This window comes from Selenomonadales bacterium 4137-cl (genome assembly GCA_032334055.1).
GTDB classification, from domain to species: Bacteria; Bacillota; Negativicutes; order Sporomusales; family UBA7701; genus Anaeroselena; species Anaeroselena agilis.
Genome location: JAUOZS010000001.1, coordinates 302,000 through 319,891, shown reverse-complemented (window position 1 = coordinate 319,891; position 17,892 = coordinate 302,000). Strand labels below are relative to the sequence as shown.

18 protein-coding genes are annotated in these 17,892 nt (G+C 58.1%); 4 read left to right on the top strand and 14 right to left on the bottom strand.

What is annotated here, in order from left to right; genetic code table 11:
• Nucleotides 1-50: 50 nt before the first annotated feature.
• The gene (locus Q4T40_01450; GenBank protein MDT8899916.1) at nucleotides 51-479 is read left to right on the top strand and encodes a hypothetical protein; all 429 of its coding nucleotides are present in this window, start codon (nucleotides 51-53) and stop codon (nucleotides 477-479) included.
• A gap of 97 nt (nucleotides 480-576) precedes the next feature.
• Here Q4T40_01450 and Q4T40_01445 read toward each other — a convergent pair whose 3' ends face one another.
• From Q4T40_01445 to Q4T40_01415, 7 genes are all read right to left on the bottom strand, one after another.
• Nucleotides 577-2,139, bottom strand: a complete 1,563-nt coding sequence (locus tag Q4T40_01445) for a YcaO-like family protein (GenBank protein ID MDT8899915.1) — start codon at nucleotides 2,137-2,139, stop codon at nucleotides 577-579.
• A 59-nt stretch (nucleotides 2,140-2,198) separates the two neighbouring features.
• Nucleotides 2,199-3,053 (bottom strand): IS3 family transposase, encoded by an 855-nt coding sequence (locus Q4T40_01440; protein MDT8899914.1) that lies wholly within the window; start codon nucleotides 3,051-3,053, stop codon nucleotides 2,199-2,201.
• Nucleotides 3,054-3,418: 365 nt separating this feature from the next.
• Nucleotides 3,419-3,709 carry a hypothetical protein gene (locus tag Q4T40_01435; protein MDT8899913.1) on the bottom strand — a complete coding sequence of 97 codons (291 nt, stop codon included), beginning with the start codon at nucleotides 3,707-3,709 and terminating at the stop codon, nucleotides 3,419-3,421.
• 172 nt (nucleotides 3,710-3,881) lie between these two features.
• Nucleotides 3,882-4,658 carry a flagellar motor protein MotB gene (locus Q4T40_01430; GenBank protein ID MDT8899912.1) on the bottom strand — a complete coding sequence of 259 codons (777 nt, stop codon included), beginning with the start codon at nucleotides 4,656-4,658 and terminating at the stop codon, nucleotides 3,882-3,884.
• On the bottom strand, nucleotides 4,636-5,442 hold the full coding sequence (gene motA, locus Q4T40_01425; protein ID MDT8899911.1) for a flagellar motor stator protein MotA: 807 nt from the start codon (nucleotides 5,440-5,442) through the stop codon (nucleotides 4,636-4,638). The genes Q4T40_01430 and motA overlap by 23 nt, the downstream gene beginning before the upstream one ends.
• 271 nt (nucleotides 5,443-5,713) lie before the next feature.
• Nucleotides 5,714-6,862 carry a metallophosphoesterase gene (locus Q4T40_01420; GenBank protein MDT8899910.1) on the bottom strand — a complete coding sequence of 383 codons (1,149 nt, stop codon included), beginning with the start codon at nucleotides 6,860-6,862 and terminating at the stop codon, nucleotides 5,714-5,716.
• A gap of 409 nt (nucleotides 6,863-7,271) precedes the next feature.
• On the bottom strand, nucleotides 7,272-7,571 hold the full coding sequence (locus tag Q4T40_01415; GenBank protein MDT8899909.1) for a YkuS family protein: 300 nt from the start codon (nucleotides 7,569-7,571) through the stop codon (nucleotides 7,272-7,274).
• A gap of 131 nt (nucleotides 7,572-7,702) precedes the next feature.
• Here Q4T40_01415 and Q4T40_01410 point away from each other — a divergent pair, with 131 nt between their 5' ends.
• Nucleotides 7,703-7,861, top strand: coding sequence for a hypothetical protein (locus tag Q4T40_01410; protein MDT8899908.1), 159 nt, complete (start codon nucleotides 7,703-7,705; stop codon nucleotides 7,859-7,861).
• Nucleotides 7,862-7,917: 56 nt separating this feature from the next.
• Here Q4T40_01410 and Q4T40_01405 read toward each other — a convergent pair whose 3' ends face one another.
• Nucleotides 7,918-9,090, bottom strand: a complete 1,173-nt coding sequence (locus tag Q4T40_01405; GenBank protein MDT8899907.1) for a YadA-like family protein — start codon at nucleotides 9,088-9,090, stop codon at nucleotides 7,918-7,920.
• A 108-nt stretch (nucleotides 9,091-9,198) separates the two neighbouring features.
• Nucleotides 9,199-10,140 carry a hypothetical protein gene (locus Q4T40_01400; protein ID MDT8899906.1) on the bottom strand — a complete coding sequence of 314 codons (942 nt, stop codon included), beginning with the start codon at nucleotides 10,138-10,140 and terminating at the stop codon, nucleotides 9,199-9,201.
• A 481-nt stretch (nucleotides 10,141-10,621) separates the two neighbouring features.
• Here Q4T40_01400 and Q4T40_01395 point away from each other — a divergent pair, with 481 nt between their 5' ends.
• Nucleotides 10,622-11,083 (top strand): hypothetical protein, encoded by a 462-nt coding sequence (locus Q4T40_01395; GenBank protein MDT8899905.1) that lies wholly within the window; start codon nucleotides 10,622-10,624, stop codon nucleotides 11,081-11,083.
• A 64-nt stretch (nucleotides 11,084-11,147) separates the two neighbouring features.
• Here the strand turns inward: Q4T40_01395 and Q4T40_01390 are convergent, their stop codons facing one another.
• The 3 genes from Q4T40_01390 to Q4T40_01380 are packed head-to-tail and all read right to left on the bottom strand — an operon-like array spanning nucleotide 11,148 to nucleotide 15,264.
• Nucleotides 11,148-12,062 (bottom strand): efflux RND transporter periplasmic adaptor subunit, encoded by a 915-nt coding sequence (locus Q4T40_01390; protein ID MDT8899904.1) that lies wholly within the window; start codon nucleotides 12,060-12,062, stop codon nucleotides 11,148-11,150.
• A gap of 15 nt (nucleotides 12,063-12,077) precedes the next feature.
• On the bottom strand, nucleotides 12,078-14,510 hold the full coding sequence (locus tag Q4T40_01385) for an FtsX-like permease family protein (GenBank protein MDT8899903.1): 2,433 nt from the start codon (nucleotides 14,508-14,510) through the stop codon (nucleotides 12,078-12,080).
• Complete coding sequence (locus Q4T40_01380) at nucleotides 14,503-15,264, bottom strand: ABC transporter ATP-binding protein (GenBank protein MDT8899902.1); 762 nt, start codon at nucleotides 15,262-15,264, stop codon at nucleotides 14,503-14,505. The genes Q4T40_01385 and Q4T40_01380 overlap by 8 nt, the downstream gene beginning before the upstream one ends.
• A gap of 251 nt (nucleotides 15,265-15,515) precedes the next feature.
• Here Q4T40_01380 and Q4T40_01375 point away from each other — a divergent pair, with 251 nt between their 5' ends.
• Nucleotides 15,516-15,752: a hypothetical protein gene (locus tag Q4T40_01375; GenBank protein MDT8899901.1), complete on the top strand. Its 237-nt coding sequence runs from the start codon at nucleotides 15,516-15,518 to the stop codon at nucleotides 15,750-15,752.
• Nucleotides 15,753-15,881: 129 nt separating this feature from the next.
• Here the strand turns inward: Q4T40_01375 and Q4T40_01370 are convergent, their stop codons facing one another.
• Entirely contained in the window at nucleotides 15,882-17,153 is a 1,272-nt protein-coding gene (locus tag Q4T40_01370; GenBank protein MDT8899900.1) for a lactate racemase domain-containing protein, read from the bottom strand.
• Between the two features lie 38 nt (nucleotides 17,154-17,191).
• Nucleotides 17,192-17,764: a YSC84-related protein gene (locus tag Q4T40_01365; protein ID MDT8899899.1), complete on the bottom strand. Its 573-nt coding sequence runs from the start codon at nucleotides 17,762-17,764 to the stop codon at nucleotides 17,192-17,194.
• Nucleotides 17,765-17,892 lie beyond the last annotated feature (128 nt).

Sequence of the window (17,892 nt, the reverse complement as noted above, 5' to 3'; positions counted from 1 at the left end):
TATGTCAATAGGGATATCCCTAATACTCTCCCGGGAGGTGAAAAAAAATAATGCATTACTATGACTATGACGATGACTACGACTACACTTGTAGCTGTCAGTCCATGAAGTATATGGATAGCTGCAAGTCGATGAAATGCATGGACAGCTGCAAGCCAATGGACAGTTGCAAGTCAATGAAATGCATGGACAGCTGCAAGCCCATGGATAGCTGCAAGTCAATGAAATGCATGGACAGCTGCAAGCCCATGGATAGCTGCAAGTTCATGGATAGCTGCAAGTCGATGAAAGCGATGGACAGTTGCCAACAAATGAAGTGCGCTTCCTGCGGCTATGCCATGAAATGCGCCAAGCCAATGCAAAGCTGTTATGCGATGGACAGTTGCGAGTATATGAAGAGCTGCGAGTATATGAAGAGCTGCGAATACAAAAGCTGCCACTATATGAAGAGCTGCCATTATATGAAGTGCGGCAGGTAGCTGTTTTGGGCCGGCTTAAAGCCGGCCCTTATTCCGTCTTTGAGACGTTGCGCGGCCGACACGGGTGTTCGCGGCAAAGCCGCTGCAAAAGGTTTCGTCAATGGCTGGCAAGGGTGGGCGCACCCATCCCCAGCGCCGCCAGATGTCTCTGGTCGATCGGGTTGGCTGCCTGACGCTCTTTCAGCAGCAGGTAAACCCGCTCGGTCTCAGGGTGCAGGCAATCGCCCCGCCAGGCACACCGCGCGCAATCGAAACAGCGCGGGTTATCCGGGCGGCAGTCCAGCTTCGACGGATCGCCCCATTCTTTAAGGACGCCCGCCACAACCTCCTCCGGGTAAAAAACGCCGAGCGTGGCGGCGATTTCCGCCTCGCTCCGCCCCGACGCCCGCGCGCCGAGGTAATCAGCCACGCAGCGGTAAAAGGTTACAGCCCCTTCCGGGCGATTCGCCTTGCGACTAAATGCTGCGTATCGTTCGAATACAGCGGCGGCTCCCTGAAGGTCGCCGTTTTTCAGAAGGAAAACCGTCAGCAGCAGATCAAGACTACCGAAATACCACGGGAATGGAGCAGGGTCGCTTACCGGTTGGTTGAGAAACTCGAATACGTTCGTGTCAGGGCTATATGGCATTTGGCGCAGAAAGCCGATAATCAGCCCCCGTTCCTCCTTATCAAGCTCATCAAGACGCCTGATCAGCCTGCGCGCTTCGTTATAATCGGCATACTCTTCGATTGCCCCGATATCGCCAAAAGTCTCGATCTCGCTGAAATGGGGAACGATTACCTGAAAAGCGGGAAACCCAAGGAAGGATACATCGCGGGCATAAACCTCGAAACCGTCGACTGCCAGCTTTGCGAGCAGGTGGTGAAGCAGCTTTCTGTTGCCGTCGGCCTTTACTTCGTCCCACTCCCGGAAGGGATAGCTGGGCTGCGGACCGAAAAACTCGCTTGGGTAAACACCTGAGCCGTTTACCAGGATACCGATAAGATTGTTGCCGTCTCCCGACCCATCGCGGAAGGAAAACTCCCGCATCCCCATCATCCTGCCGATGTCCTGGCCTTGCAGCAATTCCGTCAACGTTCTCTCGGCGGCGATCTCGAACAGGGGATGGGCTCCGAATTTGACGAAGTAGCTTTGGGCGGCAAGGTTTATATATATGACCCCGACAACCGGGTACCCCCGCCCCAGCGAACAGTCCTTCAGGATAACCCGGCAGTCGCCGCGGGCCTCGATAGCGGCGATCATAGCCGCGATGCGCGGGAAGCGGGCAATATAGTCGCCGGGTATTGTCGGCGGCACAAGTTTTTCCCTGACGATCCGCTGGTTGACGTGGCGCTCGAACAGTTCGGCGATTCCCTGCACCAGAGCCTCCTCCGGCGTGTTGCCTGCGCACATGCCGTTTGACATATACATCTTGGCGACCATTTTGACAGGCAGGTAAGAAAGATTGCCTGTATTGAGGTTGCAATACGGTACAACGGCGAAATCAGCCGGCAGTTCCTCGTAGGTCACCTTCCGCCACAATTTAAGAAGAGCTTCCTTGTCTTCATCCGGGTTCAGTTTTGTCAGTTGGGCGGCCAGCCATTCCCCGCCGGCGGCAAGAAAGTCGGCAGTGCTCAGGAGCCTTTCGTCCGGCGCATAAAAGAAGCCCTGGTGGGCCAATGCACTGAACCCCGGCCAATGGACACAGATAAAAAGCCCTATCGTAGGATTAGATGAGATTACGCAAACTGGCGTCGTTTTTCGAGCGGCGTCAGTTTTGTTTTGAGTTGAATACGCTCGTGGTTGTAGAAAAAAATGTAGTTATCAATAAGCTGACGCGCCTGATCGACCGTCTTTGGCTTATGCCGCCGGATACACTCGGTCTTAAGGATGCTGAAGAAGTTTTCTGCCGGCGCGTTGTCATAGCAGTTTCCCCGCCTTGACATGGACGGAGTAATGCCGTAATTTTGAGTTAGGGTGAAATATGCCTGGGAAGTGTATTGAAACCCCTGGTCACTGTGGAGGTGCAACTCTGCAGTGACCGCTTCTTTTGCCTTGGCTTGCCGAACGGTTCGCAGAACCAGGTTGACCGACTGCTCGGTTCCAGTCTGGTAGGCGACAATACTGTTGTCAAACAGGTCGCGAATCATGGATAGATACAAGGTTCCCTGCGGCGTCTGGATATAGGAAACATCCGTTACCCATTTCTGATTAGGTTTGATAGCTGTGAAATCGCGGCCGAGGATATTCGGATACCGGTGCAGTTGACCGCTCATCTGCCGGTACTTTTTTCTGCGCCGGATTTGCGCCAGCAACCCGTACTTGTTCATGATGCGCAGCACCGCCTTATGGTTTTTCTTAATGCCTCGCCTCTCAAGCCATATCCCCACACGCCTATAACCGTAAGTTCCATTAGTCTGCCGCTGGCATTTTTGAATCAAGGCGGCCAACTTCTCCTCGGCGGATGACCGGTCTTTCCGTTTGAGATACGCGTAGTAGCCGCTTCTTGATACCTCAAAGAAATTACACATGACCGCAACCGGATGCTTGCCGGCATTTTGCGCTATGGCTATGTACTTAACCTGTGCTCTCACATCCTTCCAGCAGCGTGAAGAAAAGACCGGTATAGTTCCACTTCTCTTTCAAGTTCCCGTATCCGCAGCTCCATCGCGTGGTGTGCAGTTATCGGGCTTTTTCTGGGGCGGCCTTTCTTCTTGGGGGATGCCGGAAGGGTGGTCTGTCTCCGATTGTACCGGTTAATCCAGTTCTTGATTTGTACTTTTTCAAGACCCAAGGCATCTGCTATCTCCCGCCTGGTTCTTCCATCTTGTCGCATTTGCAGGATAATCCGCTCAGCCGATTGCATATCTGTCCATTTCCGTGACATACAAAACCTCCTATCGTAGTTATCCTACAACAGGAGGCTTTTTTGCTCAATGTCCGTTTTTTCGGGTTCAGTTCACAATGCCTGCGGGCTGAGATCAAAGCTGAGCCTGAAAGTGCATAGGTTCTGCAGCCTTTCCATCAGCTCGCCGTAGGCGCTTGCCAGCGCGTATTCGCACGATGTGCCCTTGCCGTTGACGGACAGGTCGGTGCCGGCGATATTAACCGAGACCGAAAAGAATCCTTGCAGGGAGTTTCGCCACGCCCTTTCAATCGGCAACAAGCCCATATCGCCGAGGATATCCTTGACCTTGCCGATCGTCCTTAACGGCGTTTCATCCTTATACTTAAACGCGGAAAAATTCATATGCTGCACCTCGCACCACGTACTTGGGACAGACACGTCAAATCATTATGTCAAGTCCCTGTTTTAATATATGCCGCCCGCTCCGGGCAAGTGACCATCATGTCGCCCTCCGTCACGCGCAAAAAAATACGCCCCCGGCTGCCGGTGGCGTTGAAAAAATACTTGGGCTATTCTAGTGCGAGTATTTACGGACGATGAGCACCTCCACCCGGCGGTTCTGGGCGCGGCCTTCGGCAGTTGTATTGGCGGCTGCCGGCCGGTATTCCCCGTGGCCGATGGCGCTAAATCTCGCGGGCTGAAGTTTTGGCTCGTGGGCAAGAAGATATTTCATGAAGTTCAGGGCCCGCTTCGAGCTCAGATCCCAGTTGGTGGGAAACTCGGCGGTGTTGATGGGTATATTGTCGGTATGTCCCGATATTACCACCTTTTGAGGCAACTCGGCCAGCATCTTGGCGATAACGTTCGCGTACTCGCGCGAGGTAGGCAGCATGTCGGCACGCCCCGACTCGAACAGCGCCGAGTCCTTTATCCGGACGAGCAAGCCGTCGTCGGTAAGCATGGTGCCAAATCCACCGGTCAGGTTGTTATCCTGGATGTACTTGTCCAGCTTGCGCTTTACTTCCAGCAACTGAGCTGTTTCCTGCTGAAAATTGCCGGCCCGCTCGTTACCGATGGCGGAAAAAACCGACGGCAGCTTATCCGGTGTCTGCGGCTGACTTTCCACCGGCTGAGGGACGGTGCGCATGCTTTCGAAAATCGACGGGTTGCCGTGAAAAGCGCTGTTAAACGCTTGGGCCATCTGTTCGAACTTCTTTTGGTCGATCTGCGAGGAAGCGAACAGGACAATGAACAAGGCCAGCAGCAGGGTTAGAACATCGGAGTAAGGTACCAGCCAAGTTTCATCGATATGCTCTTCATGCTCATGGTTACTGTGCCTGTTCCGGCGCATCGCCTTTTTCCCCGCCTTTGTTGAGTAGTTGCCGCTTGCTCTGCGGAACGAACACCCTCAGTTTGGCCTCCAAAGTGGCCGGATTGTCGCCAGCCTGAAGGGAAAGTATTCCTTCCAGCATCATCTTCTTTAGCTCCACTTCCTCCTTGGACATCAATTTTAATTTATTGGAAAAAGGGTGCCAGATGACGTAACCGGTAAAGATACCGAACAGGGTGGCGATAAAAGCGGCGGCAATCGAGTGGCCCAACTTTTCGATATCGTCGAGGTTGCCAAGCGCGGCCACCAGACCCACCACCGCGCCCAGCACCCCAAGGGTGGGCGCGTACATCCCCGCCTGCGAGAAGATCAGCGCTCCGGTCCTGTGGCGCTCCTCCATCTGCTGGATGTCCAGCCCGAGAACGTCAACCACAAGGTCGGGGTCCATGCCGTCGATGACCATCGTCAGACCTTCCTTCAAGAAGGGGTCCTTTATCTCTTCCAGTCCCGGCTCCAGAGCCAGCAGTCCTTCGCGGCGGGCGAGCTGCGACAATTCGATGAACAGGCGCAGAATTTCGCCGTGAGGCATCAACACCGGTTTTACGAACAACATCTTCACTAGTTTGGGGAATATCTTTATGCGCTCCATCGGAAACCCGTTTAAGAGACAGGCCGCCGTTCCAACGAAGATAATCAGGACCGCCGCCGGGTTGATAAGCGCCGATAAGTTGGCCCCTTTTAGAACCATGCCAACACTGATGGCGGTTATACCCAGAATCAAGCCGATAATAGTCGACTTCTCCAACTACATCCCCTCAATCTGTCTTAATTACTGCGGCAAATGTCTCTTCTACCCCTTCATGCGGCCTGAGAGACGGGCTTCCGCGCCGTTGGCGCGATATTTCACTAAAGTAAATTAGCTAAATCAGCTTGAAATCCTCTGTAAATAATAGGCATTTGCATTGAAAAGTTGTTTTCCTCCGAATATTACGCCGGAATCCTGACCGATTCATTCTTTACCGGTACCTCGCCGGGCAACGGAAAGAGGAAGCCTGCGGCTGCAGGCTTCCCCTTTGTTACTGCGGCTGTTCCGCGAATCGTATTTTTATTGCGACGATCTCCGGCCGGTTGCCTATTCTTATCGGCGGACCCCAAGTCCCGAAACCTGACGACACGATAACTTGGTAAGCTCCTTTGCGGAGATAACCCCAGTCGACCTCGAACATTCGCCCGGTAACAAAGCTGTTCGGAAACATCTGGCCGACATGGGTATGTCCCGACAGTTGCAAATCCACCCCCTGGACTGCCGCTTCCTCAAGGTCGTAAGGCTGGTGGTCCATCAGCAGGATCGGCAGCCGACGGTCCACTCCCGCCATAACCATGGCCAACTCGTGCCGCGCCCGGCCGCCGAACTGAGCGCTGCGCCGATCGTCGCGGCCGACGATATAAAAACTATCGCCTACTTTGACGTATTCGTCCCGCAGCACCGTTATGCCCGCTTCGCGCAGCCGCGCGGCGACCTCTTCAGCCTTTCCGCTGATGTATTCGTGGTTGCCGAACACTGCCCATACCCCGAAGCGCGGTTTCAGGGCACGGAAGGGTTCCGACATCTTCCGCTCCACGAAATAAGTGACGTTCTCGTCGATGATGTCGCCGGGCATCAACACCAGGTCGGGCTGCTGATCGTTAATAGCCGCCACCAGGCCCTTCAGGCGCTCATAACCGACGATCGGCCCAAGGTGGATATCCGACACCATTACAACCCGCAGCTCGGCGAGCCCGGCGGCCGGTTTGGCGATCGTCACGTCATACGTCGCCACCCGAGGGTTGCGGGCGTTCCAGGAGCCATATGCCAATAGCACCGCCACCAGTGCCGCCGACGCCAGTCCCACAACCAGCGGCTTGCAGGCGGCCGCGGTCAGCAGGCCGAGACGCCGGGCCAGAAAGCCGCCAAAATCGGCCACCAGCCAAATCAAAAAGAAATAATACAGCGCCGCCAGCCAGTAGTCGCCGCTATAGGCCAGAAAATCCCTGACCTGCGTCGAAACAGGCAGCGTCTTGATCCGCGAGGCGAGCGGCGTTGCGGCGATCAGCCAGAAAAGCGGCCAGAATGCCTTGCCCCATCCGGGCAAGACATGGCAGAAAATATATTGCCACAGGCGGCTGCCCACATAATAATTCAGTAATAAATACGGTACCAAAACAATCAGGAGAAATGCCGGCAACCAAGTACCCCCGTTCGCCATCAGGCTTATATATTGCCCTCTTCATTATTCTATCCGCGCGACGATAATCCTCCGCTCTCCGGCGAAAACCGTCGCCGGCAAAATCATTGTGGCCGCCCGGGTAAATATATGCTAATAACAAGCCTTATTATAGCCTTAAGAGGCTACAATTGCGAACAAAAGCGACTCCAGGCGCATTCTCGCTATCTTGCTTACTCTGAGTCCCCGGCCGCCGCGCAGCCGGGGCCGCTGACCGGCGATGTAAACCTCGCAATCGGGCTTGCGCTTGAGGCCAGGCTCACCGCCCCGGCGCTACTTCCTCTTCCGCTGATCACGGCGGGCTACAAACAGGACCATTGGGCTCACTACACCTGAAGCCCCGGCGTTGCCGGGGCTTCAACCTTTCCATTCAGCGGCTCAACCGCTCCTCCAGAATATCTACCGCCTGCTCGGGCGTCATGCCGACAACGTTAACCATCGGAACCGTCGCACTGTCAAGCTCGGGCTCGCCGCCCAGCGTCACGTTGTCCGTTTGGGTGGCGCTGTCGAAAGAGCTCACGATATCACTGTGATAGCTGGTGTACAGGAACGCGTCGATATGCGCCCCCGGACGGCTCGCCTCCAGCATATCCACCACCTTATAGCCTCTCTTCGCCAGCAGTCTTGCGACATCGTTCATCCGCGACTGGACCGCGACCACTTTAGCCATGCTGCTTTCTTCCTCTCAGGTTTTAGGCCTAGTATTCTTCCCGGCGCGCCTGTCTTATGCGGCGCGGGCAAAATAACCGCGGCGACTATTTCCGGGAAAAACAGCCATACTACTTGGAGGGGGTGGTAAGATTGACGTTCAGAATACTGTCGGACTCGGAGACCGGACGCGCCACCTACAGCAAGGAAATTGACTATTTCCTGGAAAACGGCGTCCCGGTCGCCAGAATTCCCGAAGGCTGGAACGACCAAATCCCGTCCGGGCAGACGGGCGGCGAAAGCGGCGAATAGGCGTCTCTCCCGCCCATAGAAAGGCCAGGTGGATAACCACCTGGCCTTTCGCTCGCTTAGTTCTGCTGAGCGCTGTAGTCCTGCAGCAGCTTATTCACGCGGTCCTGGATGCCACCTTCGGGGGCTGAGGCATCGCCGGGTACGTTGCTGACATGAACCGTGTTATCGGCAGGCACTTTCTTCGTGGCCCTGCCGCCCGTCCAAGTGACGCCTATCCGGCCGGCCTTCTCCCAGCCGTCGGCGCTCCAGCCGAAGGCCGCGTTGAGCATGACCGATTCCTTGGTGTAGTGGAAGAGGCCGAGCGCGATCGCCTGCTTGCCGCTGTAGGTGCCGATAGCCGCAGCGTACTGGGTCGGCTCCTTGGGATTGTAGGCCATCGGCGCCAGGCCGGTCATGGCCATCGCCGTGGCTCCGAGACGGTTCATCTTGTCGTGGGTGTCCCACAACTGGCTCATATTGACCGCGTCGGTGCTGTAGATGCCGGGAGCGACGTTGGTGATCCGCCGCTCGTTGCCGGTGGAACCGACCGATACGGTGTTCGGCTGGTCGGCGACCGACCCGGCGCCGAGAGCGACGCTGTTGCCGCCGTACGCCCAGGCTTCGGCGCCGATGGCGGTGTCAAACTGACCGTCAGCCCTTGAATATGCTCCAATAGCGGTCGCTCCCACCGTAGGCTCGCTGTAGCCGGCGGTCGCGCCCATGCCGAACGCCGCGTTGCCGAGACCGTAGGCGGTCGCGCCCAGACCGTACGCTGCATTGCCCTGGCCGACAGCCGCGCTGTAAGCACCGACCGCCGTGTTGCCCTCGCCCAAGGCTACCGCACCGTAGCCTGTCCCGACATTGGGCAAACTGGCGGAACTGGCGGCCGCCGTGGAGGAATCCTCGTAGGTGCCGCCGTTGACGACTACGCCGGTACCGATGGCGGTGTTGTAATTGCCGATGGCGACCGCGCCGATGCCGGCAACCTGTGCGCCGGAGGCCTCGGATACGAGGGCGCCTACGCCGGCGGCCTGATTGAAGCTGCCGCCGCTGATGAAGGCGCCGATGCCGGTGGCGTAGTTATCCTCGCCGCCGTTCACCTGGCTCCCGACCCCCTGGGCGGTGTTGAACGCCACCGCGCCTTCCTCGGCTACGAGGGCGGTGTATTCCTCCGCCCAGACCGGCGTCACCGCCGTCGTGGCCAGAAAGGCCAAGGCCGCCAACAGCGACATCGCTGTTTTACCTTTCATATGTTCTCCCCCTTTGCTAGGGACGCCGATGCTGCCGGCGGCGCTTAGCTCAGGAGGGCGGGCTGGCCGCCCCCTTCGCCGCCGGCAACTGGGCGTTTCAGTCACCTGTTAGTTTTGGCTCGGGATGCCTTCGTAAACATACGCGCCGACGTTATTGTCGGCAGTGTTGCTGCTGCCGTTGACGATGACGCTGCCCGCGCCGAGGGCGGTGTTGTGGCTGCCGCCGTTGACGGACGCACCGACGCTGTCGGTTACAGTGTTGCTGCTGCCGTTATATACGACCGCGCCTACGCCGGCTGCGCTGTTTTCATGGCCGTTGCTGACGACGACCGCCCCGGTATTTCTTTGTACGTTGTTGCTGCCACCGATGATTACAGCGGCGCCGACGCCGAGGGCGGAATTGCCAGAACCATTCTCAACCCAGGCGCCCGTATTGTTGCTCACCGTGCTGCCACCGTTGTTCACGACAATCGCCCCGGCACCGATAGCTGTGAGGTCCACGCCCTTGTAAACAGTGGCGCCTTTGTTTTCATTCACGGTATTGCCGCCGTAGCCGACGACAACAGCCCCGACGCCGTAAGCTTCGCTATCGAGCGACCTGTAGGACCAAGCGCCGATGTTATTGCTTACAGAGGAATTTCCACTGCTGTTTACGACGACCGCGCCGGCGCCGATGGCGGTATTTCCCCAGCCTACAGTATTATCGACCTGAGCGCCGGTATTGTGATTTACATTAATGTTGCCGCTGCTGTTCCAAAGGACCGCCCCGGCCCCGAGCGCACTGTTGCCAAAGCCGCCGCTGACGTAGGCGCCAGTGTTGTAGTTTACGTGTTGGTTGCCGTTGCCATTCCAGATAACCGCACCGACGCCGGTCGCAGCATTGTAGTTGCCATAGCCTGTGATGCCAGCGCCGGTATTGTTATTAGCGCTGTTGCCAGACGAACCGACCGCGATCAGACCTGCTCCCAAGCTATGATTGGCCGCGAATACCGGGGTGCAGAACGCCGCCGCGATCAGCAGGGCCGTGCACACGATTGCCAGTTTTTTCATTCTCTTTTCCCTCCAAATTGTTAATTGTTGTTTATACACACCACAACACAACAAATGTATCTACCTGAAAACCGCCACCCCCTGGATACCCCTTCCTATGGCTCAGGCCGGTCATCCGTAGCCACCTGTACCCGTATGCCCGCCTGTTCGACCCTCTGCCAATGATTTCCACAAAAACTAAAGATAGGATGTCACCGGCTTCAACAAATATACATCTTTGGAAACTTGATATAATAACTATTCAGATTCATATGGAAATATATGTAATTTATTACAGTTTATGGCAGATATTACCATTTGTAAAGAGTCTCCAGCAATTTTGTTTCTTAAAAAATCGGGCTGACACCCTAAAGAAAAGGCGCCAGCCCAGATTATCCCTGCGATGAAATGATGCTAAATATTTTTTACATTTATTGTATTTTATGGGAGGTTTTTGGTATTTTGTTGCGAAATATTAAAAGACAAATAAGGAGGCGACACGATGAATATCCGAAAAATCACCATTTTCTCGCTGATAGCGTTCCTCGCCGGTAATCTTATCCTTGCGGCCCCGGCCTTCGCAGCCCTGCCAGGCATGCTGCCCACCAATCACTATATGGCCAGAAACCTCTCGCTCGCCCTTGGCGACTCGTCCGTCGCCGAGGGTACCCTCCCCGGCATCGTGGTGAAACCTGGCACGCCGGCAGCGATAAAGACCTTCGATCAGTTCACCTGCTTCGCCGGCAATCACGAGCTGGTTATCCGCATCGTCAAGCACGACAACGGTTATGTAGTCGCCGCGACAAACCCTATAGCCTTCAAAGCTCCGCACGACGGCTTCGTTTTTACCCAGCCGACGGCGTGGCAAATACAATTTCCGGCTGTAGGCTGGTACCGCCACGAGATCATCGCCGACGGTACCCCCATCGCTTACTACCATTTCATCGTTTCTTACGCCCTTTAGGAGCAACCGTGACAAAAGACCCCGGTCTGCATGCATTTGCAAACCGGGGTCTTTGTCGCATCGTCTACCGCGACGGGGTTATCGCCAGTTGGGCGGTCATGTTCCAGCGGAGGCGGTCGTCCCAGCGGTCGGGGGCGACCGTCACCGTATAGGTGATGTCGCCGCGCTTCTTTTCGCCGAATGGGCGGATGAATTTCACCCTGCCTGGTATCTCCAGTCCGGGAATTCCGTCGAAGGTCAGGGCGACCGCGTCCCCCACCCGCACCTTGGCGATCGCGAGTTCGGTAAGGTCGTCGCTGCGGACCTCCCAGGCCGACTCGTCGGCGATACGCACCAGCACCGTTCCCACTGCGGCATGCTCGCCGACCTTCACGTCCAGGTAAGCGACCGTGCCCGCCATCGGCGCCCTGAGCTCGGTCTTGTCCAGCAGACCTTCCGCTTCCGTCTGTCTGCTCCGCTGGGTGGCCAGATCGGCCTCAGTCTGGGCGAGCGCCGCCCGGTTCCTTTCGGCCGCTGTCCGCGCCTGATCGAGCTGCTGGCGCGAGGTGGCGCCGGCGGCCACCAATCGCTGCTGCCTGGCCAGTTCCCGCTCGGCGTCCGCCAGGTTGACCCTGGCCTGCTCCACCGCCGCTCCCGCCCGGGCGACGTCGGCTCTGGCGCTGCTCACCCTGGCCGCGTAATCCTGGCGCACCAGCCGGATGAGCGGCTGACCGCTCCGCACCGACTCGCCCTCTTTGGCCAGCACCTCGCCGACCGTGCCGTCCACCGGCATTACCATCTGGGCGTAGCGCACCGGAAAAACGATGCCTTCGGCCAATACTCTGCTATCCGCTTTGACCGGCGGGATATTTTGCTTTTCGCCCTGACGGCCGTAAAGCCACCAGCCGGCCGCGACCAGCGCGGCCGCCAGAATGAGTGTCAGTAGCCAATGGCGCCTGAACCAGCCTCCGCCTGCACTGAGTTTATCCTTAACCGCCATATCTTTTCTCCCCTATCATTCGTAGCTCAAGACATCCCTGACGCTCAGCCGGGCGGCGTTATAAGCCGGCAGCAGGCTGGCTATCACCGACAGGCCGGCCGACAGGGCCAGCCAGATGCCGACCCCGAGGAAACTGAAGGAAAACGCCAGCGGGCTTTGCAGAAACAGCACCCCTACCTGGTAAGAGAGCAGCGCCGCCACGGGAAGGGCCAGGAGCGCCCCCGCCAGCCAGCTTATGAGACCGATGCAGAGAGCCTCGACGACGAAGACCCGGCCGATTTCTAGGCTCGACGCGCCGATGGCCCGCATAACCCCGATTTCGCGCGTCCTTTCCAGCACGTTTATCCCCATCGTTCCCGTCAGTCCCAGCGCCCCCACCACCGCCAGCAGCACGGCCATAATAAGCAGGAAGGTCGTGATGATGTCAAACTGGGCCCGGATGCGCTGTTTGGCCTCCCAGGTGATATCCACCTGCTGGACGCGGAGGCTGTTGTTCTTAAGGTGCTCTTCGAGGGCCCTGCCAAGCGCGGACTGGTCCTCCGGTTGGGACGAAGCCGCCACCACCTGGACGGAGCGGGACCGACCGGATTCCTGGATCGCCCCCGAAAGCCAGTCGTAAGGCGCGTATGCCAGGGGCCCGGTCATCGTGCTCTGCACAATGCCCACGACCGTGAACTTCAGCCGTCGGTTGCCGGTTTTGATAATGGCCGGGCCGCCCACCACGATGCCGGGAGCGTCTTTGATGACCTCGGTGTTGACCACCAGGGCGCTTTCGTCTCCGGGCACCAGCCAGCGTCCCTTGACGATCCTGGGCTGGACCATCTTGGTATCGATCGGCGGGGCGAGGATGAAGACATTCTTGCTGGCTTCGTCCTCCGCCTGCCGGGTATCCGCCTTCAGTATCCGTCCGGAGGTGAAGCCCCACGGCTCCACCGCCTTGACCCCCGGCACCCTCGCCACTTCCTGCTCGATGCGGCTGGAGCGGTAGTTCTGGGTAAAAGTTATCGAAATATCATAGCGGAAATACTCCAGCGCCTGGTCGAGGGTGGAATAAAGCGACGACCGCACCGCGAATACGGCCATGAAGACCGTGCCGGCCACCGTCAGCGTCAAGAGCGTCAGCGCCAGCCGTCCTTTGCGGCGGAAGGTGTTCCGCAGGGAAAGCAGCACCGGCCGCTTCAGCTTTCCCAACCTCTGCAGGGCGGCGTCCACCCAGCGGTCCACGCGGCCCCTGGCCTCCACGCCGCCGATGCCGTAATCGCTCACCGCCTCGCGCACCGTAACCCCCGTACCGCGCCAGACCGGATAAAGCGCGGCGGCCAGCGGCACGAGGATGGCCACCGCGGCCTCCAACAGCAGCACCCGCGGGGGCAGTTCCAGGCCGCCGGAGTCGAAGTTGAAGATCCCGGCCATGAAGCGGGTGACCGCGTCCGCCGCCAGTGCACCGAGCGGGGCGGCCACGATGAGAGACAGTACCCCGAAAGCCCCGACCAGGGCGAGATAAAGCGACAGTATCTGTTCTCGGCGGGCGCCGATCGCCTTCATTATGCCGATCTGCCGCACCTGCTGGGTCAGGATGGCCGATACGGTGTTGATAAGGAGAAAAGTGCCCAGGCAGAGCGACAGCGCCCCCAGCACCGCCAGCAGCAGCAGCATGGCGTTGATCGCCCCCTGCAGCTGATGCTCGCCGGGTTTGTTGACCTGCAGCCAGAAGACGGTGGTGTCGCCCTGTTCGAGCTTTGTCCAGGCCCGGCGGCCGATCGCCTCGATGGGCGCGGTGTCCTTGCCTTTTAAGACCCAAGGCTCGACAACGAAATTGACCTGGTCGAGCCGGCGGGGTTCATCCAGTTTTTCGAGGGTATCCATATTGATGTAGCCATAGTAGCGGCCGATGAACATGCTGGGTATCTGGCTGGGGTCGTACACGACCCCGGTAACCTTCAATGTACGCGAGCGCCCCGTGGGAGTCTCCACCGTGATGCTGCCGCCCTGCGTAACTCCCAGGGCGTCCAGAGACGAACGTTCGATAAGCACATCCCCGTCGCCGGGCGGCCAGGCGCCGGACTGCGGGCGGATGACGTTGACCTTCTGCTTGTGGTAGTCGGGGATGGCGGTCAGGAACATCTGCTTCCATTCGCCGCCGGCGCCGCGCACCCTCAGGTCTACATTGCGGCGCCCGTCGGCCTCCTTCACCCCTCGCAGGCTGCGGATGCTCGCGACCAGTTCCTCGTCGAAGGGGTCGGCGTACAGCGTGGCGCTGGCCGGCAGCGCCGCCCGCCAACTGCGGTCGAGGTCGCGTTCGAACATCAGGTATGAGCTGTATATCATTCCCACCGCGAATACCCCGACGGATATCGAAAGCACCACCAGCAGGGTACGCAGTTTATTGTCCGCCAGATCGGCCCATACTTTGCGCCAGCGGGGCGCGAGATGCGCCCGGTCAGCCATCGCAGACCTCACCGGTCGCCGCGGAACAGGCTATGCGGCCCTCGGCGACCGTTAGGATGCGGCTGGCCCGGCTGGCCAGATCGTCGTCATGGGTCACCATCAAAATCGTCTTGCCGCCCGCCGCGAGTTCGGCGAACAGATCGATGACCGCCGAAGCAGTGCGATTATCAAGGTTGCCGGTCGGCTCGTCCGCCACCAGCAGCGGCGGGTCATTTGCCAACGACCGGGCGATTGCCACCCGCTGCTGCTGGCCGCCGGACAGATTGGCCGGTAGTTTGTCCGCCTGATCGGCAACCCCTACCAGTTCCAACAGTCTTAGGGCTCTTTCCGGCCGCTCAGCCGGATCGTGGACGGCGCAAAAATCCATGGGCAGCATGACATTCTCCAGCGCCGTAAGCGTCGGCAGCAACTGGAAGAACTGAAACACCACCCCGACCGTGCGCCCTCGCCACACGGCGATCTGATTCTCGGTAAGGCCGTGCACCGGCGTTCCCGCTACCCATACCGAGCCGGCGGTGGGCCGGTCGATTCCCGTGATCATGTTGATGAGCGTCGACTTGCCGCTGCCCGATTTACCTACAACGGCCACGAACTCGCCGGCCTCGACCGTTAGATCGATGCCGCGCAGGGCTTCGAATTCCCCCGCTCCGGTCACATATACTTTTCCGACCCCGGACAATGCCACGGCCGCCAAATCGCGCCTGGGTTCGGGCAGATCAACCGCCCCGAGCCAGGCCAGCCATTTGCCGTTCATTTTTTCGGACCCCCGTGTAAAGGAAAATGAGCATCGCTGCCAGGTATTTTTCGTCGCAAGCGATGACATAATATATTCGTTATATAATTGGCAAATACCTCCAGCAATATCCTCGACATTGCGATTCATCGTTTGAGCCTTCCGGCTCCCGGGGCCATAATGACCCTGTTACCTGCCTATCAATATTGGTTATTCGCCGAAAACTGCCGGTTGCGGTATACTGGAGGTAAGATAATCTGGAGGTGCTGACCATGTGCAAAGAATGCGGCTGCCCGGCCCACGGCAGCTCCCAGGTCAAGTTTTTCGTCAAAGGCATTGGCGAGAACGCCAGGGATGCCGAAAAATCGCTCCGCGGCATGCCGGGCGTTTACTTCATCAGTATCAACAATATTGATGGCCTAACGACCGTTTTTTACGCCCCCAGCCGCACGACCTTCAACGACATAAAAATCAAGCTCGCTGAACACGGTATCGAAGCGCTGGCGTGATGGACGCCCGATTTAGCCTGGCGGACACGAAACCACGGACTTAAGTAGTCCGTGGTTTTCTTTTTCCCCAGCCAGCGCTCCGCGGCGTAACCATGCTAGCTCGCCTCCGCAGCAGTAGTCCGACTGTTGTCACTCCACGAGATTTCCGTCATCGTCGAAACGCAGCTCTTCAGGATCGCCGCAAACCATTAGCCGCGGATTGGCTCTCACTTCTTCCAGAAGGGCCTCGGACACGCGGATCTCCTCAAGATGGAGCGTATCCTGGATCCTGACCACTCTTGCCTTTTTCAGGTCGCGGGCATTGCACGTCTTTATGGCTGCCTTGACCGCGTCCCTGTCACACTCGAATACCGCCGGCACCTTCGTGGGGATCAGTACCGTCGAGGTCAGCCCGTTGCAGTAGGTCATCGGGAAATTCGTCTTGTTGACGAGCCGGCGGGTGGTGATATCGGCGGTTCCCATGCCGTTGGCGTTGCCATGGGTGGCGTCCGTAAGGTCCAGCACCGCCAGTTTGGCGATATCCGGACCGCCGGAAGCGTAGGGAGTGGGATAGCGTCCGGTTATATTGGGGTCCATGCCGTCACCCGAGATATCTTTGCCGATCTTGTCCACCACCAGCACGTCGATTTGCGAAAACGGCAGACTCGCCATGTTGGCCTTGGCCTCCAGGAGCAACTGCCGATCGGTCTCGATCAGATTTTCAGGCGTCACGGCGACGATCTTGGCAACCTGGTCGTACGCATTTTCGACGGTACCCACGCCGAACAGGACCGGCATCTTGGCCAGTACAACCCCAGCCATGGCGGGGATATGTTCGGCCATGTATTTGAAGCTGAACGCGTGGCAGGATTCGGCCCCCTTCTGTTTGCCAAGGCCGATGGTAATCATCTTCACAAGGCCGCTTTCGTTGGGGCCGCGGAACGCGGTGTGCGGCTTGATGCGATTGATGACCACGATGCCATCCGCATTGTAGGCGAATTCATCGATATACACCGGCAGACCGTTATCCAGCCGGCCGATCTCCACCACCGCCATCGACGACTTTATCGGGCAGCCGGCGCTTTCCTCCGTTACCCCCAGGTTGGCCAGCACTTCCCGCTGCCCATCGGCGGTCGCGCCGCCGTGGCTACCCATGGCAGGCACGATAAAGGGCTCCGCTCCCATCCGTTTCAGTTCTTCCACTGTAACTCTGGCGAGGATGGGGATATCGGCCACACCGCGGCTGCCCACGGCCACCGCCACCTTCATCCCCGGACGGACCCGCCGGCCGATCTCATCCCGTGCAAGCTCCTGGCGCAGCGTCGCGGCGACATCTCCGATACGTGAAGCGGGAAAAGCCTGTCTGATCTTTACCATCCGCGGCAGCGGGACCTCCCTGAGCAGCTCCTGAATAACATCCATGATTCTACCCCCTGTAACATCGGTTGATGCTGCGTTGCCTAATTCAGATCGCTGTCCTTATAATACCTGGTGCCCTTGGCGGTAAGTTCAAGCGCCAGGCCTTTGTCGGTCATCTGGTACATCCAAATTCCCGGACCCACCACAACTGCGCCCTGGAACGAATCGCCGCTTACGCCGTCCGTAGCCGCGGCCGTCGTTTGGCCGCCGAACTTCCAGCCGTCGGCGACGAAACTGTTGAAAGCCTTATCGGTCTCAAAAACGAAAATCACACTGAATTTCTTAATCCCAAGGCCGAAACCGATATCGACCTCCGCCATTTTCATAAAAACCTCTTCGCCGCTACCGTTATTCACGGCCATACCTTTGCCGCCGCCGCCGCCGAAAAGAAACAGCTTAAATCCGTGATTGCTGAACACCGCGTATCCGGCCGCACTCTCAATTGCCGCCTGGGCGCTTGGCTTTTCTTTGTACAACCGATTGAGCGTACTGTCCGCCATCTTCCGGACTTCGTCGCGCCTTTCTTCGATGCTTGCCGCAGCCGCCACCGGAGCGACCAATACCATCGCCAGCATCAAAATTGCTAAACCCCTGGCCACCAGCGTCATCCTCATCGATAGCCCCCCTTAATTCTTGTTCCGACCGAGCGAACAACGCGCTCTTAACACAATTTATATCTTCGGTGTGCTACATTATATTCCTGCCGGCCAGCCTCCCCGGAGCGGCCTACCACCGCCAGCGC

Excerpts from the sequence above, each read along its gene's own strand:
- Q4T40_01400 (MDT8899906.1), bottom strand. The coding sequence starts at position 10,140 with ATGAAAAAACTGGCAATCGTGTGCACGGCCCTGCTGATCGCGGCGGCG.
- Q4T40_01415 (MDT8899909.1), bottom strand. The coding sequence starts at position 7,571 with ATGGCTAAAGTGGTCGCGGTCCAGTCGCGGATGAACGATGTCGCAAGA.
- Q4T40_01430 (MDT8899912.1), bottom strand. The coding sequence starts at position 4,658 with ATGCGCCGGAACAGGCACAGTAACCATGAGCATGAAGAGCATATCGAT.
- Q4T40_01375 (MDT8899901.1), top strand. The coding sequence starts at position 15,516 with ATGTGCAAAGAATGCGGCTGCCCGGCCCACGGCAGCTCCCAGGTCAAG.
- Q4T40_01450 (MDT8899916.1), top strand. The coding sequence starts at position 51 with ATGCATTACTATGACTATGACGATGACTACGACTACACTTGTAGCTGT.
- Q4T40_01370 (MDT8899900.1), bottom strand. The coding sequence starts at position 17,153 with ATGGATGTTATTCAGGAGCTGCTCAGGGAGGTCCCGCTGCCGCGGATG.
- Q4T40_01390 (MDT8899904.1), bottom strand. The coding sequence starts at position 12,062 with ATGGCGGTTAAGGATAAACTCAGTGCAGGCGGAGGCTGGTTCAGGCGC.
- Q4T40_01365 (MDT8899899.1), bottom strand. The coding sequence starts at position 17,764 with ATGAGGATGACGCTGGTGGCCAGGGGTTTAGCAATTTTGATGCTGGCG.
- Q4T40_01395 (MDT8899905.1), top strand. The coding sequence starts at position 10,622 with ATGAATATCCGAAAAATCACCATTTTCTCGCTGATAGCGTTCCTCGCC.
- Q4T40_01435 (MDT8899913.1), bottom strand. The coding sequence starts at position 3,709 with ATGAATTTTTCCGCGTTTAAGTATAAGGATGAAACGCCGTTAAGGACG.
- Q4T40_01380 (MDT8899902.1), bottom strand. The coding sequence starts at position 15,264 with ATGAACGGCAAATGGCTGGCCTGGCTCGGGGCGGTTGATCTGCCCGAA.
- Q4T40_01385 (MDT8899903.1), bottom strand. The coding sequence starts at position 14,510 with ATGGCTGACCGGGCGCATCTCGCGCCCCGCTGGCGCAAAGTATGGGCC.
- Q4T40_01405 (MDT8899907.1), bottom strand. The coding sequence starts at position 9,090 with ATGAAAGGTAAAACAGCGATGTCGCTGTTGGCGGCCTTGGCCTTTCTG.